This window comes from Weissella sp. ESL1139 (genome assembly GCF_058506735.1).
Window position 1 is genome coordinate 784275 of the sequence record NZ_CP196375.1, and the last position, 23029, is coordinate 807303.

A 23029-nucleotide genomic window follows, 5' to 3' on the forward strand; every position below is an offset into this window, starting at 1 on the left:
AAGAAAAAAAGTCACATTGCTGTGACTTTTTTATTTCTATTAATATGAACCTAAAATAGTAACTTTATATTTATCACTATCCGAACTCTTAGTTAAGTAAGCTTGCATACCAGTTGAAGCTTCAATCTTAATTTTGACCGGTACACCACTAGGTAAGTAGTTTGGCGCACTTTGCGCAATGTAGTTAGCAAAACTCTCGATTTCGGTTGCTGAATAGAATTGGGTTGAAACTGAAATCATCAAGCCCTTCAAATCATTACCTTCATATGAAGCTTGTCCGGTAACAGATGATAAGTTAGGGAAGAAACTTTCAATGTTGTTAGAGAAGTTAACGAAACTTGTGTTAAGTTTAGTACTTACTGATTTATCATTTTGCTCTTCACCTGCTTGCATTGGCAAGACCACTGTCTTGTTATCTAAGTTGGTCCATGAATTTAATTTATCGCCTGATTTTGATACGTTCCAGCTGTAGAAATTACCACCAGATAGTGAATCATCTTTTGCTTGAGCATATGTTGCAACATAAATTGGAATATCATTACCAACACCATTCATTTGACGATAACGCTTAACAATTTCATTTGCCATGCTTTGACCTTGTTTAACACGGTCGGCCTTACTAATATCTTGGGTAAAGTTTGCACCGTATTGCTCTTTCTGGTAAGTGTCTTGTGTATTCATTGCAAGACCAATAACAATACCGTTTAACTTAAGATTATTACCATCTTTAGTCATAAAATCTTGCTCTTCAATACTTTGTAAGTAAATTGGGTTACGGCTATTGTCAGTTTTACCATTGTCTTTTGGATTTAGACCATCTTTATTACTATCTGATTGTCGATCCAACCAATCATTTGCTTGATCAGTTGTCAAATATTGACCTTCTTGGAAGATGTACTTAGATGTACTAAAGTGTTCTTTTGAGAAATTTAGTAAACCGCTCTCAAAACCTACTTGATTAAAATTATTATTTTCTTGTGAAGCAGTAACACCACGAGCTTTACTAGTTAGATAACGGCCATCCTTAATTACAGTTTGATAAGATGAGTTATCATTTTTACTTGTAACTTGAATACCTTTTTTTGAACTTGATTTTGTCACTGAAGAGGCTGCTTTATTATTACTTGTGTTGGATACAGATGAAGAATTTTTTGAGAAAAAATTCCCAAAGAAAACTAATGCTGCAACTAGTATAATAATCGAACCAATTGAAGCAATCCATTTTACTGCACGCATACGTGTTCTCCTTTAGTAGTCTAAACTCACTATCAGTCTAGCACATTTTATTCCATTTCACTATTATCCATAGTATCACGCAATTGTTTTTCTGACCAAATTTCAATCCCTAAATCTTGGGCTTTTGTCAATTTAGAACCGGCATTTTCGCCAGCGATTAGTAAGTCAGTTTTTTTAGAAACTGAGCTAGCAACAATCGCTCCTTGAGATTCTAACCAACTAGTTGCATCGCGACGTGAAAACAACGATAATGCACCAGTTAAGACAATTTTCTTGCCTGAAAATTCTGGATTATCAACTATAGCAACTTCTGAAGTATAGGCTAAATTAACGTTTAAATTCGCCAAATCAACCAATAATTGTTGCGCTTGTTCGGTAGAAAAATATTGGGCAATGCTATCGCCAATTGTAAGTCCCAAGCCTGGTATTGCCGCAATTTCGTCAGGTGATGCTTGCGAAATCGCATTAAGGTTACCAAATTTTGCTGCAATTGTTTTAGCGGCCTTAGCACCAACATTTCGAATTCCTAGACCGAAGAGTAACCGTTCAACTGAATTATTTTTTGATCCTTCAATCGCATTTAATAAATTATTAGCAGCTGTATCGCCAAATTTATCAAGTACGATTAAATCATCATATGTTAAACGATATAAATCAGTTACCTTGGCTACGAGATTATGTGCTAATAATTGCGTAATGATTTTAGGGCCTAAACCATCAATGTTCATTGCATTGCGTGAAGCAAAATGAGTTAGTGACTCTTTTACTTGTGCTGGACATGCAGGATTAATGCAACGTAAGGCAACTTCCCCATCTACGTGTACTAATTCACTATGACAAGCTGGACAGACAGTTGGTAACTCATAAGCAACGCTATCTTTTGGTCGTTTGTCTAATATCACTTTACCAACTTCAGGAATAATATCGCCTGCTTTATGCAAAGTTACGGTGTCTCCTAAACGTACATCTTTGGCTACTAAATAATCAGCATTATGCAAAGAAGCTCTCGCAACAGTTGTACCAGCTAATTGTACCGGTGTCATCACAGCAGTTGGTGTAACAGCACCTGTTCGTCCGACTGTCCATTCAATATCTAACAAAGTTGTTTGTGCTTCTTCAGGTGGAAATTTATAAGCAATTGCCCACTTGGGTACTTTAACTGTATTCCCTAATTCTTCATGATAGTTTAAATAATTAACTTTAATTACAATACCATCAATACCGTAAGACAAATTATCACGATTATCCGTTTGTGAAATAATAAATGATTCCACATCCGCCATATTTGAGACAACCGCATTAGTGGGATTGGTTGGCAATCCTAAGTCGTGCAAGCGTGTTAATAATTCTGATTGCGTCGTGACATTTAAAGTCCTAACAGCATCAACTGCTTGATACAAGAATGTTGCCAATTTTCTTTTTTTGGTTACTTGTGGATCTAATTGACGTAATGAACCCGCAGCGGCATTCCGTGGGTTAGCAAAAGTTGGTAAGCCTTCACGTTCACGACTAGCATTTAATTCAACAAACGCTTTTTTAGGCATATAAATTTCGCCACGAACCTCAACTGAAATTGATTCGTTTAACTTATTAGGAATCTCTTTAATCTGTTTGATGTTTTTCGTGACATCTTCACCAATATTACCATCACCACGAGTTGAAGCTTGGATAAGTTGACCGTTTTCATAAATTAAACTAATTGCTAGTCCGTCAATCTTTAGTTCGGCATTATATTCTAATGGCTCAGTAAATGATTTTTGTGTCGCAGTCATCCAATCACCTAGTTCATTAAATGAAAAAACATCACCTAATGACAGCATGGGTACTTCATGAGCAACTTTAGGTAAATCAGACTTAGTTTGATGTCCACCTACTTGTTGCGTGATTGAATCAGCTTTCGCTAGTTCTGGAAAAGCTGTTTCTAATTCTTGTAATTGTTTATATGTTTGATCATATTCGGCATCCTCAACAGTCGGGGAATCATTTTCATAATACTCTTTTGCCCATTGTTGCAGTTTAGCCTGTAATTTAGACATTAATTCAGCTGCTTCATGTGGATCTGTAAGTGTCACCTCGCTCATGACCAATCTCCTTATCCTAATTATTTTTCAACTTTACTAATGGGAGCAAAGGCAGCTAATAGACGTTTGATTCCCTGGTTAGGAAATGCAATGTCTAGTTCTTTATCTTCACCTTCACCACTAATTTTAACGACATGGCCAATTCCCCACTTTTTGTGTTGTACCGCGTCACCAACAATCCAATCTTTTTTCTCAGCACCCGTACTTGTTGTACTAGGTGTGACTTGACTAGTCGTGCGACCCGTTGATTGGCGCTTACGTCCACTAAAAGTGACGCCTTGTGCTGTTGTAGAACGATGATTAAATGGGAAATCACGAGTAGTATCGCTCGTTTGGAAGCCAGTACCCGTGAATTTCTCATCAATAAGATTAGCATCGATTTCATCAATGAATCTTGAAGCAGGATTATTAGTTGTACGACCGTATAACATACGTGAATATGCATTGGTTAAGTAAAGTTTCTCTTTAGCACGCGTAATACCAACATAAGCTAGACGACGTTCTTCTTCTAACTGATCATCATCTTCAGCAGCTCTTGATAGTGGGAATATATTTTCTTCCATACCAATTAAAAAGACTACTGGGAATTCCAAACCTTTAGCAGCGTGTAAAGTCATTAAAGTGACTTGGTTATCACTATTTTCATCAACACCATCTAAATCTGAAACCAAAGCCAATTCACCTAAGAAATCAACATATTTTGAAATACTTTCGTCAGTTGGTTGATAGTTTTTATCAAATTCAGCTGTCACAGATAAGAATTCAGCCAAGTTCTCCAAACGACCTTCATTTTCAGGTGTTGGCGTTTTCTTTAACTGTGCTTCATAACCTGATTTATCTAAAATAGATTTCGTTAAATCGGTGATGCTTAGATCAAATTGCATTTGCTGTTGGAATGTTGCAATCATTTTAGCAAAATCAACCAATTTATTAGCTGCCCGGGCAGGCAGACTAGGTACCAGCACGGCATTAGCAGCACTATCTAGTAATGTCCAATCCTTTTCAAGAGCAAAACGACGTAATTTTTCTAATGATGTTTGACCGATACCACGTTTTGGTTCATTGACGATTCGTAAGAAATTCTCATTATCGGCTGGATTCGTAACCAGTGCCAAATATGCTAAAACATCACGAATTTCTTTACGCTCGTAGAACTTTGAACCACCGACAACAGTATAAGGCATATTTGCTTTAACCAAAGCTTCTTCGACACCACGTGATTGGGCATTTGTACGATATAGTACGGCAAAATCACGGTAGTCATAATCACCATTGTTCATGGTTTCTTTGATTTCTTTAATCACAAATAATGCTTCTGCACGATCGGATTGACCACGATAATAAGTAATTTTTTCACCGCTACCATTATCAGTCCATAGTTTCTTGGCAATACGTTCATTATTGTTGCGAATTACACTGTTAGCAGCATCTAAGATTGTTTGTGTTGAACGATAATTTTGTTCTAACATAACGGTTTTTGCATCTGGATACTCTTTGCTAAAGTTCAAAATAATTTGCATATTAGCACCACGCCAACCATAAATTGACTGATCCGAGTCACCTACGACAGCTAGATTACGATGCTTACCTGATAACAATGTTACTAATTCATATTGCGCATCATTGGTGTCTTGGTACTCGTCAACGTGGACGTATAAGAATTTTTCTTGATAGTAATTTAAGACTTCTCGATCCTTATGTAGTAATTCAATTGTTAACATAATTAAATCATCAAAGTCTAGAGATTGTGCTAAAGCCAGCCGGTGTTGGTATTCTTTGTAAGTCTGACCAACAATCGTTTCAAAGCCATCATTTGCCTTTTCAATATATTCGGCAGGTTTTTCCATAGCATTTTTAGCGTTAGAAATAGCACTTAACACTGAACGTGGTGTAAATTTCTCAATATCAACGTTTTGATCTTTTAGAATACGTTTAATAAGCGTTCTTTGTGCACTGGCATCAATGATTGAAAAATCTTTTTTGTATCCCAACTTATCAATATCACGACGTAAGATGCGAACAGCCAAAGCATGGAAAGTTGATACCCAAACCGCATTTGCATCATTTTCATCAACCAATTGACCAATACGTTCTTTCATTTCACGAGCTGCTTTGTTCGTAAAAGTAATTGCTAAAATGCGCCATGGCATAACATCTAAGTCTTTGATTAAATGAGCAACGCGATGTGTTAGTACTCGTGTTTTTCCTGAACCCGCTCCAGCCATTATTAACAATGGTCCTTCTGTTGTAACAACTGCTTCAGCTTGTTTATCATTCATACCCGAAAGTAACGGATTCATATAAATTCTCCTCTCAAATCGATAAAACTGTAATTAATGACGAATTTTCTTACCCCAGTATTGATATAAGTCGACCTTTAATGCACCGTTGTATAGTTTACGTTTCTTTGTTGCTTTTTTACCAAAAGCAGTTTCGAACTCTTCATCTGATGTCAAAATGTATTTCGACCAAGTTGGCATATTATTGTAAATGTGTCCCATTTGACTATATAACTGACGGGCAGCGTCTTCATCACCTAAACGCTCACCATAAGGGGGATTAGCAACAATAACACCATTTATCTTATCAGTCGACCAATCAGCAGCGGCTAATTGTTTAAAGGTAATATCATCACCAACACCAGCTGCTTCAGCATTTGCTTTAGCAATTTCAATCATGTTTTCATCAATATCATAACCACTAATATCTAATGGTTCATCAAAATCAATCATGCCACGTGCCTGAGCTTTCAATGTTTGACCAATGTTATTATCAAACCAATCCCAGTCGGTGATATCAAATTCACGATTTAAACCAGGGGCAATATTACGACCAATTAAGGCTGCTTCAATCGCAATTGTTCCTGATCCTGCGGTTGGATCAACAAATGGATTATCAGTAAACCAATGAGCTAATTTAACAAGTGCAGCGGCCATTGTTTCCTTTAATGGTGCACCACCTTTTTCAGTACGGTAACCACGTTTAAATAAAGAATCACCGGTTGTGTCCAATGTAACCATGACATGATTTTTATCAATGGCTGTTTCTAGGACATAACGTTGTCCGGTTTCAGGTAAGTAGCTGTGCGTATGGTATGCTTCAGATAAGCGTTTTACGATAGCTTTTTTTGAGATGGCTTGCACAGTTGGTACTGAATGCAAAATTGAATTTTTTGAGCGCCCGTTTACTGGGAAATTGGCATCGTAAGGTAGTAAATCTTCCCAAGGAAAAGCTTTGATTTGTTCAAACAATTGATCAAAAGTCTTGGCATCGAATTCTTGCACCACAATTTTAATACGGTCAGCTACACGTAACCATAAATTAGCACGATAAATATCTTCAACGTTACCATCAAAGAAAACACGACCATTATCCGTTTGTGTGGCGTAGCCCATATCCTTCAATTCGCGAGCAACTAGCGATTCCATACCAGAACCCATTGTCGCCATTAATTTAAAATTTTTCATGTTTATTCTCTTTCTAAGTTGATATGTTCAATTATAAATTAGTTTAAAAATTTGGCAAAACAAAAACCGACGCCACAAGGACGCCGGCTACCTAATGTATTGGCTATAAGCCATGTTTTGTTCCAAATAAAAATTGGCGAAATTTATTTGGTGGTAATCATCTATCTCAAACATCTCTGTTTCCCCGACCATCACTTAAATTCGCTAGGCCAAGCGCCCCTACCAAAGTTTGGGTTGCCCGCTCGTGGGGTTTACCGCGTTCCACCCATTACATTTCTGCAATAGTTCGTCACTGTGGCACCTTAACAATTACTAAAATCATAGGCAAAGCCCTTAGAAATTTTCGTTGGCCGTCAATTACAAGAATTGCCTAGCCTTATTTTTTCAGCTAGCACGAACACTACTAACATCTCAGTTAGTGCGAGCATGGACTTTCCTCATGCGGCATAAGCCACACGCAATTACCCACCAATACATCACGAATATCTATTATACACTTAATCAGCAGATTGTGTAGTATTTCCTTCAACAATTACATCTTCAATATCATTTGATTGTTCGTTGTCATTTTCCTGTGATCTTTTGAACTGTTCAGATGATGCTTTACCAAATACACGACGTTCTAGATTTGATAAACGTTTTAAGATGTCCATATTTGTATTAACAGCAGGTGCTGGAGCAGCTTTCGGCTCAGAAGGTGTTGGTGCTGCAGAAACTTGTTTCGTTAATTCAGCAACTTGATCTTTTAATTTTTGATTTTGATTAGTTAATTCCCCAATATTATTTTGAAAAGCTTGATAATCAGAAATAATCTCATCTAAATAAGCATCAACATCTGTAATATCATATCCAGTACCAATGCGTGTTTTCTTAAAGTCCTTATTTAGGATCTCTTCACGAGTATGTTGCACGTTTTCCATCACTTGCACTCCTTAGTTTTCTTCTTATAACAGTTTACCAGTTTTTCCCTGTGATGACAAAGCTAGTTGTGTAAATAATTATTTTTATCATGAAAAATAATCTGAGTTTTCTAGTTGGTATTCATCGGCATATTCTTGTAAACGTTCAAAATCAATTACTTTGACAGGATAATCATGATTAGAAGCATAATTTTGCATTGCTTTATAATCATATCTTGCGCGTGACTGAGATGCTTCAGTATCATAAAAAATAACCGCACTTTCAGTATGATTTAACATAAAATTTTGATAAGCCTTTAGTTGTTGCGGATTTTGATATGGCGTATTAAATACCGAACTACTAAAATCAACGTCTTCCTTTAAACTATTTAAGGCTAATTGTTTGGACTCTTTCCAATTTTTACCAAAATCAATAAATGGTGTCATTAGAGCAATTTGAAATTCTGGAAAAATTTCTTCCTTTAGCTGTAACGCTTGTTTAATTGCCCACTGTTCAATGCCAAGTTGGCCACCAGTAATTAACCATTCGCAACCATCATTAATTGCTGATGTCATTAATTTGTTTAGCGCATAATTAATCACGGTTAGTTTAGGATCCTTTTTATTAAAGACTCCTAATTCAAAATCACGAAAACCAGTTATCCAAATACGATTCATATTTTCCCTTTCTGTCGTCAAATTTGATTATAAAACTAGTGAACCTGTAACTATTGCATGACATTTGGTATAATAGCAAGGATAAAGTTTAATTACAGGAGTTCATAATGGCTTTTAATTATCCAAATGGACATTCTTTTAATCAAAAAGCATTTCAAAAACCAATTGTAAATGATGGTGTTTCACAGAGCAATCGTGGTATGTCGCTTGAAAATGATATTAACGCAGCTAATAAGTACTATTTAGCTACCAATAAAGCGGTGATTCATAAGAAACCAACGCCCATCCAAATCGTTAATGTTAGTTATCCAGCTCGTTCTGCGGCTAAAATTACCGAAGCCTATTTTCGGCAAGCATCAACAACTGATTATAATGGTATCTATAAAGGATATTATATTGATTTTGATGCTAAAGAAACAACCCATAAAAGGTCGTTTCCATTAAATAATATTCATGAGCACCAAGTGAACCATCTAAAATCAATTGTGCAACAAAATGGATTAGCCTTTATGATTATTAGATTTACATTTTTGCAAGAAACTTACGTTGTCTGGGCAAATTTAATTTTTCAGTATTGGGATAATAGAGAAAATGGTCGAAAATCTATTCCTTATAGTGAGATTGTGCAAAATGGTGAATTAGTCGAGCGTAGTTTTAATCCAACTACCCCCTATTTATCAGCAGTCGATAAATTACTTATACGGCGTAATGAAGAAGGAGATAATTTAATATGACAGAAGAAATGTCACGTGTTGAACGAGGACGTCGTAACACGAATAATAAACGGCCATCTAGACCTCAAAAGCAAAAGCCTAAAAAGTCTAATTCAAAATTCAAACGAATTGTTAAATATACAATTTTAGGATTAGTTATCTTATTTATACTTGGTGGTTTAGGTGGTGCAGGACTGTTCGCTTATTATGCGTCATCTGCACCCAAGGTTACTAATTCAGCCTTAGTTGGGACATCACAGACTAAATTCTTAGATCGTGACGGGAACACTTTTTATTCAACCGGTTCAAAACGTGAAACGGCACGACAAAGTGAGATTCCTAAGAAAATGCGGATGGCTATTGTGTCAATTGAGGACCGTCGTTTTTATAAACACCATGGTGTTGATCCTCGTCGTATTTTAGGAGCTGCATTTGCTAATGTCACAGGTTCATCATTGGGATTACAAGGTGGATCAACCCTAACCCAACAGTTGATTAAGTTGACTGTATTTTCAACGAAATCAAGTGATCAAACACTTAAGCGTAAAGCTCAAGAAGCTTGGCTAGCATTAAAGCTTGAAAAGCAATATTCTAAGAACCAAATCTTAACCTTATATATGAATAAGGTTTATATGGGTAACGGCGTGTATGGAATGAAGACCGCTGCTGAATATTACTTTAATAAAGATTTGTCAGAATTGACAGTACCACAGATGGCATTATTGGCAGGATTGCCACAATCACCATCAGGTTATGATCCATATGCTAATCCTAAGGGTGCAACATCACGTCGTAATGAAGTACTAGAAGCTATGGCAAATAATGATGTAATTTCTGATAATGAAGAAAAAGAATATACTAACACTCCTATTACCGACGGCTTAGCTAAAGAACATGAAAGCCTTGATACGGAAGATAAGGCTAACAAGGTTGATGATGCGTACATAACTTCTGTACGTAACAAGTTAACTAAGCTAGGTTATGACTTAAATAAAGATGGATTAGTTGTCCAAACTAATTTGGATCCAAAAGTTCAACAACGTGCTTACGATGTCACAAATACTAATGATTATGTGCAATGGACTGATGATTTGATGCAAGTTGGTTTGACAGTTACTGATCCTAATAATGGACAGGTTATAGCCCAAATTGGTGGTCGTAAGCAAAAGGATTTGCAAGGTTCTAACCGTGCTACCAACACTGGACGTTCATCTGGTTCAACGGCTAAGCCAATGGTTGATTATGGTCCGGCTGTTGAAAACTTGGACTGGTCAACAAATCACTTAGTAAATGACTCGCCATATACCTACCCTGGTACTAATACTTCGGTATATGATGCTGATCGTCGTTATATGGGTGACATGACCATGCGTAAAGCACTTGCACTATCACGAAATATTCCAGCAATTAAGACTTTGCAAGAAGTTGGTTATGATAAGTCATCGAAATTCTTAAATAAGTTAGGTATTCCAATTAAGAGTAAGGATATGGTGGCTTCAAGTGCTATTGGTGTTGATGTATCTAGTGAACAAGAAGCAGCCGCTTTCGCAGCGTTTGACAATGGTGGAACTTATTATGAGCCACAATACATTTCAAAGATTACCGACCAAAGTGGTGCTGTCAAAGAGTTTGATGATTCTGGTAAACGAGCTATGAAGGGATCTACTTCATTCATGTTAACTGACATGATGAAGTCAGTTATTACCGATTCATATGCTAAGATTATTAAAACATCTGATTACTCACAGGCAGGTAAGACTGGTGTTACAGCTTATGATGATTCATTAAACATGCCAGATGGTTCAGCTTCTGATGCATGGTTTACTGGTTATACAAAGCAAGCAGCTATCTCAGTTTGGACAGGTTATGATCAGCCAAACGAACCTGGACATTCCCTTGCAGAAGGTGAACAACAATTTACACCGTTACGTGTTTATAAAGCAATCATGGATTATATTATGTCTAATCCAAAGGCAGATGGTTCTGATTGGAAAGCACCTAATAGTGTAAAGAGTTCAACTATTCGTGGTGTCAAAGAATACTCAATTGTTGGTGCTGATACGTCATCTGAAAAGACGATTAGTCAGGTTATTAAGCGTTCATCATCTAAAGCGCCTGCAAGCAGCAGTAGCGCTAGAATACCATCGTCATCTTCTCGTGAACCAGCAAGCAGTTCATCTGCGCCAGCTAGTTCTTCTGAACAACCTTCAGAATCTGAAAGCTCTTCAGTCGAGTCTAGTGAATCTTCAGAAGCCCCTGCAAGTAGCAGCGCGCCTTCTTCAGAGAATCCATCAAGTGGTAATGAAAACCCACCTGCTAGCAACGAGTCAAGTAGTAATGAACAATCAAGTGCTTCCCCAACTCGCTGATTGGGAATAGGTACTTAAATAGCAAAAAGAGCTTGAGACAAAATGCGTCTCAAGCTCTTTTTTTAATGTCCAAATATATATTAATAACTATTTAAATTTATCCCAATCAGTATTCAAAATATCAACATCAGTTGGAATATCAAGCACTTCGTCTGATTGTAATTGTTTGAATTGGCTATGCTTATTTTTTTCGCTTTTAATATCATTTAAAGAATGATAGTTTTTCTTCTGCCATGAAACTAATATTGTTTCAATATATCGCAAATTTAATGCACCATTTAATACTGCTTCTTGGACAGCAGCTTTAATGAACATAGGTTTAAAATGATCTGTATCAAACCAATGTTTAATTGTTTCCATTTCAATCTGACTTAATGGACGGCCAAATTCTTGTTCAATTAAATTATATATATCAGCTCGTTCTAATTGCTTTTCATCAGTATTAGGCATGCCTTGGTTGTTAATCCGTTCGGCAGAATTTGTTTTACTTAGATTAAGCTTGAATAATGCCATATAAAGTGGCATAAAATCTAATTCAGTGGTTACCTTACCATCACCAGCGTGTTTACTTTTAAAGTCAACTAAGCTCTTTTTGCGCATTGCCTCTAAATGAGTAAAGACTTGTTTGGCTGACCATCCTAAAACTTTACCGATTCGTTCAGTACTGGGTTCTAAATCGCCACGGTCAGCTCCCATTTTGGTTTGAATATAAATTAGTAACTCATCATTATTCATACCAATTTCACGATAGTGTTGTAATAAAAAATTATTTAATGTTGTTTGACCAGCTTTTAAAAACAGGGATAAATTGTTTTTATCGATTTCCATTCTGTGACCAACCTTCTTACGATAATATATTTTGATTTAACATAAATAAAAGGTCATCCTTTTTTGGATAACCTCCTTTATCTATTATAACCATTAATTAATGTGAATTTCCAAATAAATTAACAATAACCACGCCCAACACGATGAAAAAAATTCCGAGTAGCGTTGGCAAATTAACGCTTTGTTTCCAAAATAGTATACCGACAATGGTTACTAAAATAATGCCGACACCACCCCAAATTGCATATGCAATATAAAGAGGAATATACTTTACTGTTAATGATAGCATGTATATGGCAAGACCAAAGCATAAAATACAGATAATTGTTGGCTTTATTTTTGTGAATCCTTCAGTGCTAATAACCATATTAGATCCGATTACTTCTGAAATAACGGCAATCGCCAAATATGTATATCCCAATAACATAAACAAAAACTCCTAAATAAATTGTACAAGCAAGCATAACATATATTTCTACATTTTGGGAATTACTTATTAATAGATAAGCGCCCGTAAACTTAATGCCAATAACATCAAATTTACAAGCGCTTTTCGCTTTATGTCATATTTTTATTTACTCCTTACGCTTTGCTTTTATCCTAACTAATCCACCTATAAGTATAGCTGTCATTGCAATTAATGTACCATAAATTCCTTTATGCTCATTGACATTATTTGCCACCTTGGCAGCTGTTTTAGGTAAACTAATAGACGTATCACTTTTTGTCGGGCCAACTTGTTTTTGCGTATCTGCAAGTGTTGGTTGATTAGTATAATTAGTTACCACAGGATTAGAAGCAGATGTAGTGGCATTCTGATGCGCAGAGGTAACATTATTATTTAAGTTACTTGTTGATATATTATTTTCTGAAGTACTATTGCTAGTTGGTGTAAATACACCTGATGCATTAGTATTACTTGACGAATTACTACTATTGTCTGCAACTGTAACTGGTGAAGTCGCACTATTTGATGACGTATCATTACCTGAAACACTACCACTATTAGATGACGATGTCGTTGCTGTGTTTGCATGACTTGATGATGTATCATTACTTGTTGTACTGCTACTAATAGATGATGAGCTTGATGTATTTACATTACTCGACGATGTGCTATTAGTTGTTGAACTACTGCTATTAGGTGACGATGAACTTACATCACTTGATGGCGTGTTATTACTTGCTGCACTACTACTATCTGATGGCGAAGTACTTGAACTTACGTTGCTTGACGATGTGTCATTACTTGTTGAACTACTGCTATTAGATGACGATGAACTTACATCACTTGATGGCGTGTTATTACTTGCTGCACTACTACTATCTGATGGCGAAGTACTTGAACTTACGTTGCTTGACGATGTGCTATTACTTGTTGAACTGCTGCTATTGGATGATGATGCAACTGGTGCATTGATATCATTTGATGACGTTGAACTACTTGATGATGAGCTATTATCTGCCCCATCTGACGGTGCATTGACATTTACGGTATAATTTCCACTGAAGAATGTAGAATTAGTAGGCGTATAATTTTGTGACCAATGAAATGTAAATTGATTACCAGGCAATGAATTTGGTACTGTAAATGTCTTTGTCTCTGGAGAATAAGTGACGCCATTACTTAAGTTTGTAATCTCTACCGGTCCTAATGAAGCGTTCTCTTTTACGCCTAAAAGATCACTCAAAGGTATCTTACGAGTTGTAACCTTTTTCTCAGCAGTTTGATCCGTGATTTTTACTTGACTAATATCAGAATTCACATTCAACCAGTCATACGAAGTCAAACAATTATTTACAAAATCACCTTTTAAACCACTATCTAAAGGTAAAGTGTCAGATGTTGCTAATGTTGGATCTGCCGGATACATCGTAATCTTTGAAATTTTATTACCGACAAAAGTATCACCATTAAACATATTGTCATACCAACCATGGGAGTTCCACATTCTTCGTAATGTATTCGGTAGGGCTACGGAAATTAACTTTGCGCCAGGAGAATCCTTAAAAGCAAAATTAGCTATTCCTGTTACATCGTGACCGTTAACACTACCTGGAATTACTAAATTACTTTTTGTACCTTTATAATCAACAACAGTATAACTATTCGTACCATCCTGTAAATGATAGCCGATACCATCATCATCATAATATACAGAATACCAATCATACCCAACACCAATTGAACTTGCGAAGGTATGTGTAACGTTTGATTCAACACCAAATGGTAATATCAAAGCTGTACTAAACAATACTAAACAAGCTGATACTTTTTTCAATCTACCCACTGAGAGTCCCATAGTTTAAATTTTCCTCTTTTCTTGAGTCTTTAAATAGTATTAGATTAAACTAATAATATTGATTAATTACCAAGCTAAGGATAGTTTAACTCAAAAAAGCCGTTCAATAATTAAAAGGTTACTTTATTACATTAAATAGTACTTTATTATGTAATAAATATTTGTAGAAAAACATTTTTGATTGCTATATTAATAAACGTAAGTATATTAACGAACAAATAAAAGCCGCTATAACCGTTGCCTTAGCAACGATTGTAGCGGTTCAATCATATTATTTATTTGTTTATGGCCATAGACGATTCATAGTACGTGGAAATAGCAAAATACCTATACATAGCTTTTTATAAGTAAGATTGTGGGAATATTGTGGAAATTTATTTATAGATAATATTTATGGTTTGATATTTTCTTACCTATATAATAACGCAAAAAAAGACCTTACCCAAATTAATGAGTAAGGTCTTAATTATTATTTAGCTAATAGTGAATCGGCATTATACCAGATGTAACCATATTGGCTCTCAATGATACCTGTACCGTTCGAGTAATTGTCGTATTGATCAATCTTTCCATGGTCAAAACCGTGCATAAATTTAACCGTGTCACCTACCCTTGTAGCACGGTAGTTACCACGAGTTAAGTTATCAAGCATGGCTAGTGGAATACCGTTAGTTGTCCAATTGGCATCTTTACCACCAGCTAAATCATAATTGATAGCTTGCCACATGCCATTGACATATGCAATCTTATCAACCTTGAATGACTTGTAAGCTGTAAAGCGATTACCAGCATTCTTGAATTGCTTAATGGCTGATGCGTCATGATTTACTACTGGCTTAGCCGGTGTCACGTTAGGCACAACAGCGTTCTTATCAGTGCCGGCCGTGAAGAAGTTATCGTACAAAACTGATGCATCAAAACGCCCTAATGAGCTAGCAAACGTTTGGTTACTCGTCCATTGCCATGAATGCTCTGTATTGTACTTGTGCATTGCTGATGTTGGTACATATGGATAGGCTGCAATCCATGCTTTCTCACCAGCTGGCGTTACATTAATTGCTGAACCCATAGCATAACTAGTTGAACGATAACCACCAGCACGCATGACTTCATTTTCAAAAGCTCGTGCGACTGCTTGCATTCGTGACCCCATGGCATTTTGGCTAGGGTTCTCAATATCAGCTACTAATACAGCACCGGTTGGCAATCCGTCAGCCTTGGCCATGCGTACTGCATAATCAGCTTCTTGTACCGCCTGTGCAATAGTTGTGGCATGCAAGAAATGATATCCATTGATGTACACACCAGCTTGTTTAGCAGCGGCAATATTGCCCCGCGCCGTGTAATCGTGAAAGCCAATACCCTCACTGATTTTAGTTGTGACTGCTTTAAGACCATAATTATTTCGCATGTATGTAAACTCTGGCGCAGTCATTTGTCCGTTATGGTTTGAGACATCAACCATGTCAACACGAGGCGTATCGGCGTGTACGGTTGTTTCACCAACACCACCTAATGCCAGTATAGCTCCAACTGCTAAAACAGCAGTCTTAATTTTATTCATTGGTTGCTCCTTTCAATCTTTTTACTGCCAATTCAATTGCTTGATTAATTTCATCTGATGTAAACAGGTGGGCTTTATCAAGCAGCGCCAAATAATCACTAATGTATTTCAACGCATTAGCTTTCTTTTCTTCGCTAACATTTGAGCTTTGCTCTGCCCATTTAACAGCAGAATCAGCTAACGTTAATAGATCAGTTACCTTTTTATTTTTAGAAAAGTATTTTTTCAATATATAAATTAGCCAAATTAAAAGTGCTGGAGCAATACCTGATTGCCACAGCACCTCAATTAGATGTAGAAATTCATTCATTTATTATTCTCTTTTCTTTTTTCATGGAGCACTTTGGCTTCGTCAACATAATTCGTCCCCTTGCTATATAATGGTAGATTTTGCACGCGTGTATAAATCACTTCGCCTGTGCCATTGCCACCTAAGTCATCATGATATGAGCGATACAGATACTCAAAATTATTTAGCTCATCAGGTGTCACATAGCCATGTTGAATTATTCGTTCACCTCCTTGATAAATGCGGTCATGCAAATCGGCCACTTGTGAACGTTTAACGACATTCAACTCATCAACAACAACTTTATGTTCCAATTCATAGCGGTCTATCATTTCTTTGTTGGCATCATCTACCATACGTTTAAACGCTACTGTTTTGCGCTCACTGGTCTTCACGATAAGCCCTTTAATAAACTTATACGTTCCGGCCAAAGCACCACTAACACCCGCTAACACTGTCACTATTAGCCCAACATCATCTAACCAATGTTCCCATATTGATAGTGCTAATAACCACATTACCTATCCTTTCATAGCTCTTCTAAAAACGATTTAACTTTTTGAGCATACATGGCGTGGCCATCTGCGTTCAAGTGACTGATACTTTTGCCGTCTTCGGTATATTTAGCCAGAAATTCGGGGCTATTCATGTAGACACCAACTGATCGTGAATCTAAAATTTTAATTCCCCAAATATCGTGAACAACATGAACAAAAGCATTTAAGTAATCTAATTGAGTTGCGCCAACAGAATTTTGCTTGGTATTGACTGACCAACATGGCACGCCGAATATCTTTTTACCGAGATACTTTTTAATTAGCTCTTCACACAAAACATTTAAAGCCCCTTTGAACGTATTGGTATTGGTATCGGCATCTTCTCCAATTGGAATGTCGTGTCCATAATCATTACGACCGCCTTCTATTCCGATAATATCTAAATCATCATCCATATCGTTATAACGAATGACCATTGGAACGTGACTATCATCATAGTCGTCAAAATTAGCAATTGTTCCACCGTTCTTACCGTAATTATAATAACTAAATCCCAAGTTAATAGCCGCAATATTATAGGCGGTTAGAGTACCATCAGTCTTATTACCACGAACGTAACTGTCCCCCAACATACCAAATTTCGTTGCATTATTATTAGAGTGAATCTCTACAATTGGTGTTAATTTATTTGATTCATTAGTAAATCGAATAAATTTAATATTTTCTTCACCTCTTACTAAATAATACTTACTTGTTTTTTCACCTATTTGTAATGATTTCATAGGCGTACCTGATTGGTTATATTCGGTAATAATAGATGTACCGTCAGACCCAAGCAATTTTAAAACAACTGCATCATCCGGCCTAACAACAATTAGTTGAGAAGTAACATATGCTGAAGATACGACGGGAGCTAAACTATCTTTCTTGATATAGTAACCGTATCCTTTTTCATTAGATAAGGTCATCACCTTGCTATAATCATTTGCGTAATTACGAATAACTTGAATTGTTGGAGAAGACACACGTACCCCGGCATTACTAATTACAAGAAATTCAAAATCATCTTTTACAATATAAGCTAAATCTGCCAAATCGCTATAATCTTCTTCTACATTTCGAACGAACTCTTTGCTCTTGTTAAATACAGATAGACCAGCCACACCATCATTAACTTGAAAACTTGCAATGATTAAATCACCTTTTCTAACTGGTATGTAATCAGAGTGGTGATACTCGCTTTTACCGGCAGTTCCAACAATCCGTCCGATTGGCTCGTTTTCATTAGTTGAACTTGCAACATACCCTACCAGCCAAGCGCCGTTATAAAAGTAATCTTGTTTTAGCGCATTTTCGCTTAACATGCTGTCGTCTATTGAGTCTACTGCTAATGAAACTGCTTGATACTTACCACCAGATACCCAATCGTTGCCATCGTAATAATACCAATCTCCCACGTTGTAATCAGTTTCGTCTCCACCATAAACATAAATCTTACGAATATCAGTCATTTCAGCAGAGTTGCTGACAGCTTCAGGTGAAACAGCATTTTCACCGGGGTCGCCCTTTTCGCCTTTATCACCTTTTTTAACAGTTGAAGCTATGTAATCAATTTTTTCTTCAACTGTTTCTAACATGCTATCTAGCGTCACATTTGGCACAAGTTCTTCTTCACCATTTTGTAAATTTCGAGAAATATTAATTGGTACACTGTCAACCGTTGGATAAATTTCAATATCAGTTGTTTCATTCATGACATTAAATTCAACATTGTATTGACCCGCTGATAACTGTCTTAAAAATTTATCTGAAAAATCTAAACATACTTCAGACGTGTCACTTATTACTGGTAGCTCAATTAAAAAACCACTATTATCGGCAATAGTGGCAAATACTTTTTTATTTGTTAAATCTTGTAAAACACCATCATTCCACAACTGAAAATAAAAGACCTCAGACGTGTCAGCTTTTTTATTTATGGAATCGTTGGTGATCTTAACTGTTTTCATTTGACGTCTCTCCTTTTACTTATTCTTTAAACTTTCAACATCTTGTTTAATTGCTGCAACATCATCAGAAAGTTTTTGTATTTGAACATTAACTGGAACATTATCACCTTCTGAATCTTTATTTAATTCATCAAGCTTATTATTCACCTCTTCACCATTCCAAGTTTTTAGCGTTGGATCCCATACCGGATTGGTAACATCCCCTGGAGCAACATCAGTTGAGTTTTCTGGTTTTGAGTCCGTTAAAAGCATTCCTATATAAGCATACGTATTCGCATCAAATAAATACCACCATGTATATTCGTTATCCATATCTTCCTCCCTTAATTAGGCATTGAATCATTAGTAACGTAACTGCCAGATATAGTTACCCAACTTTTGATATCATCTTTAACAAAAGCTGAACGAGCACCCATCCAACCAGCTGCGCCGAATTGCATAGCCCCATTTTTGCGATTGCCACCTTTTAGCCAAGTTGGTGTTTCCATAATAATGCCTGGATAATCAATGGCTGGCCGATAACCTGCAGGAATAGTACCGCTCGGATAAGTTGAATGGAAATCTTTTATCTTGAAATTAGTTTTTTCAATATCGGCTGATACACTGACGGTATTTCCGGAACGGACAAAAGTTAAATTACCACCAAAAGCCTTAATTGTTTTAATATGAACATCTCGTTCAGAAGTCCATGGAAAATATTTAGGGTTACTACCATTATTCCAATTAGTGATCACTCTGTGCCATACTTGATTGCCAACTGTCGAAACTTGCGTAAACCGTTGTAGGATCGTGACGTTATGCAAAATAAATGTCTCAACTAAGCCAGCTGTCAAATCACCAGGCGTATTTTTAACCGATTTTGGAGTTGAAAAATAAAAGGCTGAATATGTGCCGCTTTCGGCAGGATCAGGCAATTCATTTAAATCAATTGCAACATTGTGCTTATATGGCAATGTACTTCTGGCTATTTGACCTTCAATGTCACCAGTAACTTTCAAATTACCATCAATTGACATATCTTTAGTAAAGTCATTTTCTTTATTTAATTGCGCAACATAATTATCATTAATTAATTTTGTATATGTTTTTAACGCATCATCTAATGATTTATACGCTGAACGTGTTGCCGTAACGTTATTATTAAGAGACTTAATTTGCTTATTGAAGTCGTCTGTTATTTTTTTGACCGTATCAATGTAGTCTTTTGAAGCATTAGCCGAAATTACAACCCCATTTGCGAAAACCGTGAAAATAATGGGAATAGATGAAATAACCATGTTTTGATTATCAGTAACTGCTAGATATGCTTCTTCAACATCTCCCGCTGCTTGATAAAACTCTGCTGGAATCAGCATTGAAAATAGCCCAGCTGTTGCCGAAATCATGTCATAAATGCCAGTTAATACTTTAATTTTACCGGCTGCATCTTTTACTGACAGTTGCACATCTTGGCCGTCTAAGTTGTGTGGCAATTTACCGTCTTTCAAAGCAAAATAAACAATGCGCCCACTATCACCTTGCCTGCCATTTAATTCATTGATGACGGTAGAATCAGTTTTAGTTAATTTTGTGTCGATAATTGCATACTTATCTTTTAATTCCATCACTTATCCTCCATACATTTCTTTTTCTTCTCGTGGATCAATTGGAAAACCTAATTGTTTGAGCACACTTTCAATGTAATCAAGACGACTAGCAGTTGTTTCGTATTCGTAACCATTGATATTGATACGTGTTTTATCCAACTCTTTAAAATTGTTATCCAATTGTTCCTTTAATGTTTTATCCAAACTGTTTGATACATTATGAACCAGTGGCATTAGTTACCTCCTCAGTTTTTAAAATTCCTTTGTCATCAACTGTAACTTTAAACTTTTTGCCATTTGGTGATTCGAAAATAGGCACTGGAACGTATGGTTTATTGTCAATTAATAATTCACCGTTGTTGCCAATAGCAAGTTTGTAAGTTGTGGCATTAGGCGACATAAGTGAAATAGTAGGTAAAACCACATCATCAAAATCATAAGGTTCGAAATGGAAACCGTCTGGCTTAATTAATATTCGCAATGAGTTTGCTGTGCCATCAGGCATCACACCAACTCCAAAATTACCAATACCGGTTTTACCTTTTGAAATTTTTGGTCTATCCATCTACGTTCTTACCCCCATATTCGTACCAAACACCATCAGTTGAAATGATGTTTAGCTTATCGTTTGCAGTTTTTATTGCTTTAGCAATTGCTGCACTATTTTGTTTAGCATCATTCAATTGACGTTTACTACTTTTTTGATAATCTAATATTGTTTTAGCTGTGCTGTTTAGTGTTAATGATGGCTTTTGACTTTTATCAAATGGATAATAGCTATACGCCAACACCATCACATCAGTAACAAAACCAGTCGCTAATATTTCTAACCGTCTAGTCTCACCAGCAATTGGTACATCTGTATCTAAATAGTCTAATGTGATTGAGATAGATGGTTCAGTGACTAACTGGGCTTTTGCTGCATTATCAGCTGCCTTTACGTCAGTAAAACGATCATCACTAAAGTCGCCACCGTCCCATGTACCGTATTTGCTAATAGATGTGTCATCTTTAACGATGTGTGGTTGCCAATATGACCCACCATCATCTTTTTGAGTACTGACAACAGTTAATTGATTAACTAAACTTGTTGAATCATAAGTCAGTGTCATGTTGTCAGAATTGTAACGATAGCCTAAGCGATTGCCTAAGTTTTGACTAAAATGTGCTTTGTCATACACGACGATTTTTTTATTATCAGGAAAAATATAAGCCTCTGGCCAAGTCGATATAATTTGACTTAAACCATCAAACGCATTACTACCGCCTAGATCAGTGATTTGCTGTTTAGCAAACGTACCCTTAACGGCATATGAATAACCAAAATGATTATTGGCCAAATAAAAAGACAGCACATCATTAACTGAATAAGTTAATGTACCGTCTTTCTTGTCGTGTTGAAAAATTTTACGACAGTCCATATAAATGTGCGTAGCTGTAATAGCTACTGTGTTATACCCGCTAACATAACTAGGTACGTTTGATTTAATAACAAATTGTTGACCATTAAACGTCACGATGTTTTCAACAGTTAATAGCGCATATGCCACGCTTTTATCGTCATAAGCCGTAAACGTAATTTGATAATTACTATTGTTTTCCCAATTAACGTTAAATGTTGGCTTAACAATTGATTGAATCGGTTCTTGTAGGGTGCTTTCACGATTCATAACCGTTACAACTTGATTAATCAAGATAAATAAATGGAAAACTAAAAATTGTTGAATGAGTAGTAGCACCCGATACTGTTATGTCATTCCAACCTTTTTCTAGTTTAATGAAACCAAAATCACTATTTTGTGATGCTGGCTTGCCGTTTAATAATGTAGCTACCCCATTTAAAATGAGCTCATCACTACCATTAATCGATTTGTTGTATTTGTAACTTGTATCATTGGTTGTGTTCGTAATCTGATAAGAATTACCGTTAAATTTAATTCTCAAGATTAAATCATGGCGTTGATAATAAGGGTCAACTGCAACATCACTAGGGTTAAAAACTCTGAATGAATTAGCTGTAAATTGATAAACAGGTGTTTCAGTCAATTTAAAATTCATACCAAATGACGTGTGATCCATATCAATCACATCACTACGAACTATTGAATATTTATAACCAGACGGTACTTCAAATTGAATTGAAAACGTTGAATCGTTATTACCATCAGCAATAAATTTAATATCAAATGACGTTGGCCGACCGTACATGACTTTTTCTAAATCAATATCCGTTCTAAATCGCACTAATTCACGGTCACCAAACAATTGATAAATTTCATGGCGTACCAACTTTTGGTCATAATAATCAGATGAACGTAACAAAAAGTTAGCCGTAAAAATCAACTTACCAAACGTTGTACCAGTAAACTGGCTACCGTCTTTTGTAACGTCATCTTGATAATTATTCGTAAATGCTGGTGTTGAATCGCCACCTAGATAATACACATCAGGCAGTCGTTCCGTAATATCAAATTCATCGTGCCCTTTTAACTTCATTAAAAATGTTGGTT

General features: G+C 36.1%; 21 protein-coding genes and 1 other RNA gene. 2 read left to right on the forward strand and 20 right to left on the reverse strand.

Annotation, left to right across the window (positions count from 1 at the left end; translation table 11 throughout):
• Window positions 1–39 precede the first annotated feature (39 nt).
• From ACSYSF_RS03685 to ACSYSF_RS03715, 7 genes are all read right to left on the reverse strand, one after another.
• On the reverse strand, window positions 40–1236 hold the full coding sequence (locus tag ACSYSF_RS03685) for a CamS family sex pheromone protein (protein WP_489868535.1): 1197 nt from the start codon (window positions 1234–1236) through the stop codon (window positions 40–42).
• Window positions 1237–1283: 47 nt separating this feature from the next.
• The gene (gene ligA, locus ACSYSF_RS03690; protein WP_489868536.1) at window positions 1284–3317 is read right to left on the reverse strand and encodes an NAD-dependent DNA ligase LigA; all 2034 of its coding nucleotides are present in this window, start codon (window positions 3315–3317) and stop codon (window positions 1284–1286) included.
• A gap of 20 nt (window positions 3318–3337) precedes the next feature.
• A complete protein-coding gene (gene pcrA / locus ACSYSF_RS03695) occupies window positions 3338–5617 on the reverse strand; it encodes a DNA helicase PcrA (protein ID WP_489868537.1) in 2280 nt (759 codons plus the stop codon).
• Between the two features lie 33 nt (window positions 5618–5650).
• Entirely contained in the window at window positions 5651–6784 is a 1134-nt protein-coding gene (locus ACSYSF_RS03700) for a THUMP domain-containing class I SAM-dependent RNA methyltransferase (RefSeq protein WP_489868538.1), read from the reverse strand.
• 101 nt (window positions 6785–6885) lie between these two features.
• An RNA gene (gene rnpB / locus ACSYSF_RS03705) (RNase P RNA component class B) lies at window positions 6886–7257 on the reverse strand.
• 24 nt (window positions 7258–7281) lie between these two features.
• Window positions 7282–7704, reverse strand: coding sequence for a cell division regulator GpsB (gpsB, locus tag ACSYSF_RS03710; protein WP_489868539.1), 423 nt, complete (start codon window positions 7702–7704; stop codon window positions 7282–7284).
• 87 nt (window positions 7705–7791) lie between these two features.
• A complete protein-coding gene (locus ACSYSF_RS03715) occupies window positions 7792–8361 on the reverse strand; it encodes an SLOG family protein (RefSeq protein ID WP_489868657.1) in 570 nt (189 codons plus the stop codon).
• Between the two features lie 107 nt (window positions 8362–8468).
• On the opposite strand from ACSYSF_RS03715, the gene recU reads away from it, so the two are divergent.
• Window positions 8469–9095: a Holliday junction resolvase RecU gene (gene recU / locus ACSYSF_RS03720; protein WP_489868540.1), complete on the forward strand. Its 627-nt coding sequence runs from the start codon at window positions 8469–8471 to the stop codon at window positions 9093–9095.
• On the forward strand, window positions 9092–11443 hold the full coding sequence (locus tag ACSYSF_RS03725) for a PBP1A family penicillin-binding protein (protein ID WP_489868541.1): 2352 nt from the start codon (window positions 9092–9094) through the stop codon (window positions 11441–11443). The genes recU and ACSYSF_RS03725 overlap by 4 nt, the downstream gene beginning before the upstream one ends.
• Before the next feature lie 87 nt (window positions 11444–11530).
• Here the strand turns inward: ACSYSF_RS03725 and ACSYSF_RS03730 are convergent, their stop codons facing one another.
• From ACSYSF_RS03730 to ACSYSF_RS03790, 13 genes are all read right to left on the reverse strand, one after another.
• Window positions 11531–12271, reverse strand: a complete 741-nt coding sequence (locus tag ACSYSF_RS03730; protein WP_489868542.1) for a DnaD domain-containing protein — start codon at window positions 12269–12271, stop codon at window positions 11531–11533.
• Between the two features lie 97 nt (window positions 12272–12368).
• Window positions 12369–12698, reverse strand: coding sequence for a DMT family transporter (locus tag ACSYSF_RS03735; RefSeq protein WP_489868543.1), 330 nt, complete (start codon window positions 12696–12698; stop codon window positions 12369–12371).
• 148 nt (window positions 12699–12846) lie between these two features.
• Complete coding sequence (locus ACSYSF_RS03740; RefSeq protein ID WP_489868544.1) at window positions 12847–14574, reverse strand: hypothetical protein; 1728 nt, start codon at window positions 14572–14574, stop codon at window positions 12847–12849.
• 469 nt (window positions 14575–15043) lie between these two features.
• Window positions 15044–16138 carry a GH25 family lysozyme gene (locus ACSYSF_RS03745; RefSeq protein ID WP_489868545.1) on the reverse strand — a complete coding sequence of 365 codons (1095 nt, stop codon included), beginning with the start codon at window positions 16136–16138 and terminating at the stop codon, window positions 15044–15046.
• Window positions 16131–16448 carry a phage holin gene (locus ACSYSF_RS03750; protein ID WP_489868546.1) on the reverse strand — a complete coding sequence of 106 codons (318 nt, stop codon included), beginning with the start codon at window positions 16446–16448 and terminating at the stop codon, window positions 16131–16133. Before ACSYSF_RS03750 ends, ACSYSF_RS03745 begins: the two co-directional genes overlap by 8 nt.
• Window positions 16445–16945 (reverse strand): hypothetical protein, encoded by a 501-nt coding sequence (locus ACSYSF_RS03755; RefSeq protein ID WP_489868547.1) that lies wholly within the window; start codon window positions 16943–16945, stop codon window positions 16445–16447. The genes ACSYSF_RS03750 and ACSYSF_RS03755 overlap by 4 nt, the downstream gene beginning before the upstream one ends.
• 11 nt (window positions 16946–16956) lie before the next feature.
• Window positions 16957–18933, reverse strand: coding sequence for an SGNH/GDSL hydrolase family protein (locus tag ACSYSF_RS03760; RefSeq protein ID WP_489868548.1), 1977 nt, complete (start codon window positions 18931–18933; stop codon window positions 16957–16959).
• 15 nt (window positions 18934–18948) lie between these two features.
• A complete protein-coding gene (locus ACSYSF_RS03765) occupies window positions 18949–19245 on the reverse strand; it encodes a hypothetical protein (RefSeq protein ID WP_489868549.1) in 297 nt (98 codons plus the stop codon).
• Window positions 19246–19256: 11 nt separating this feature from the next.
• Window positions 19257–20537 carry a BppU family phage baseplate upper protein gene (locus ACSYSF_RS03770; RefSeq protein WP_489868550.1) on the reverse strand — a complete coding sequence of 427 codons (1281 nt, stop codon included), beginning with the start codon at window positions 20535–20537 and terminating at the stop codon, window positions 19257–19259.
• A gap of 3 nt (window positions 20538–20540) precedes the next feature.
• Window positions 20541–20753, reverse strand: a complete 213-nt coding sequence (locus ACSYSF_RS03775) for a hypothetical protein (protein ID WP_489868551.1) — start codon at window positions 20751–20753, stop codon at window positions 20541–20543.
• Window positions 20737–21084, reverse strand: a complete 348-nt coding sequence (locus tag ACSYSF_RS03780) for a hypothetical protein (RefSeq protein ID WP_489868552.1) — start codon at window positions 21082–21084, stop codon at window positions 20737–20739. Before ACSYSF_RS03780 ends, ACSYSF_RS03775 begins: the two co-directional genes overlap by 17 nt.
• On the reverse strand, window positions 21077–22189 hold the full coding sequence (locus ACSYSF_RS03785) for a phage tail protein (RefSeq protein WP_491737254.1): 1113 nt from the start codon (window positions 22187–22189) through the stop codon (window positions 21077–21079). Before ACSYSF_RS03785 ends, ACSYSF_RS03780 begins: the two co-directional genes overlap by 8 nt.
• Before the next feature lie 16 nt (window positions 22190–22205).
• Window positions 22206–23015, reverse strand: coding sequence for a phage tail domain-containing protein (locus ACSYSF_RS03790; RefSeq protein ID WP_489868554.1), 810 nt, complete (start codon window positions 23013–23015; stop codon window positions 22206–22208).
• Between the last annotated feature and the right edge of the window lie 14 nt (window positions 23016–23029).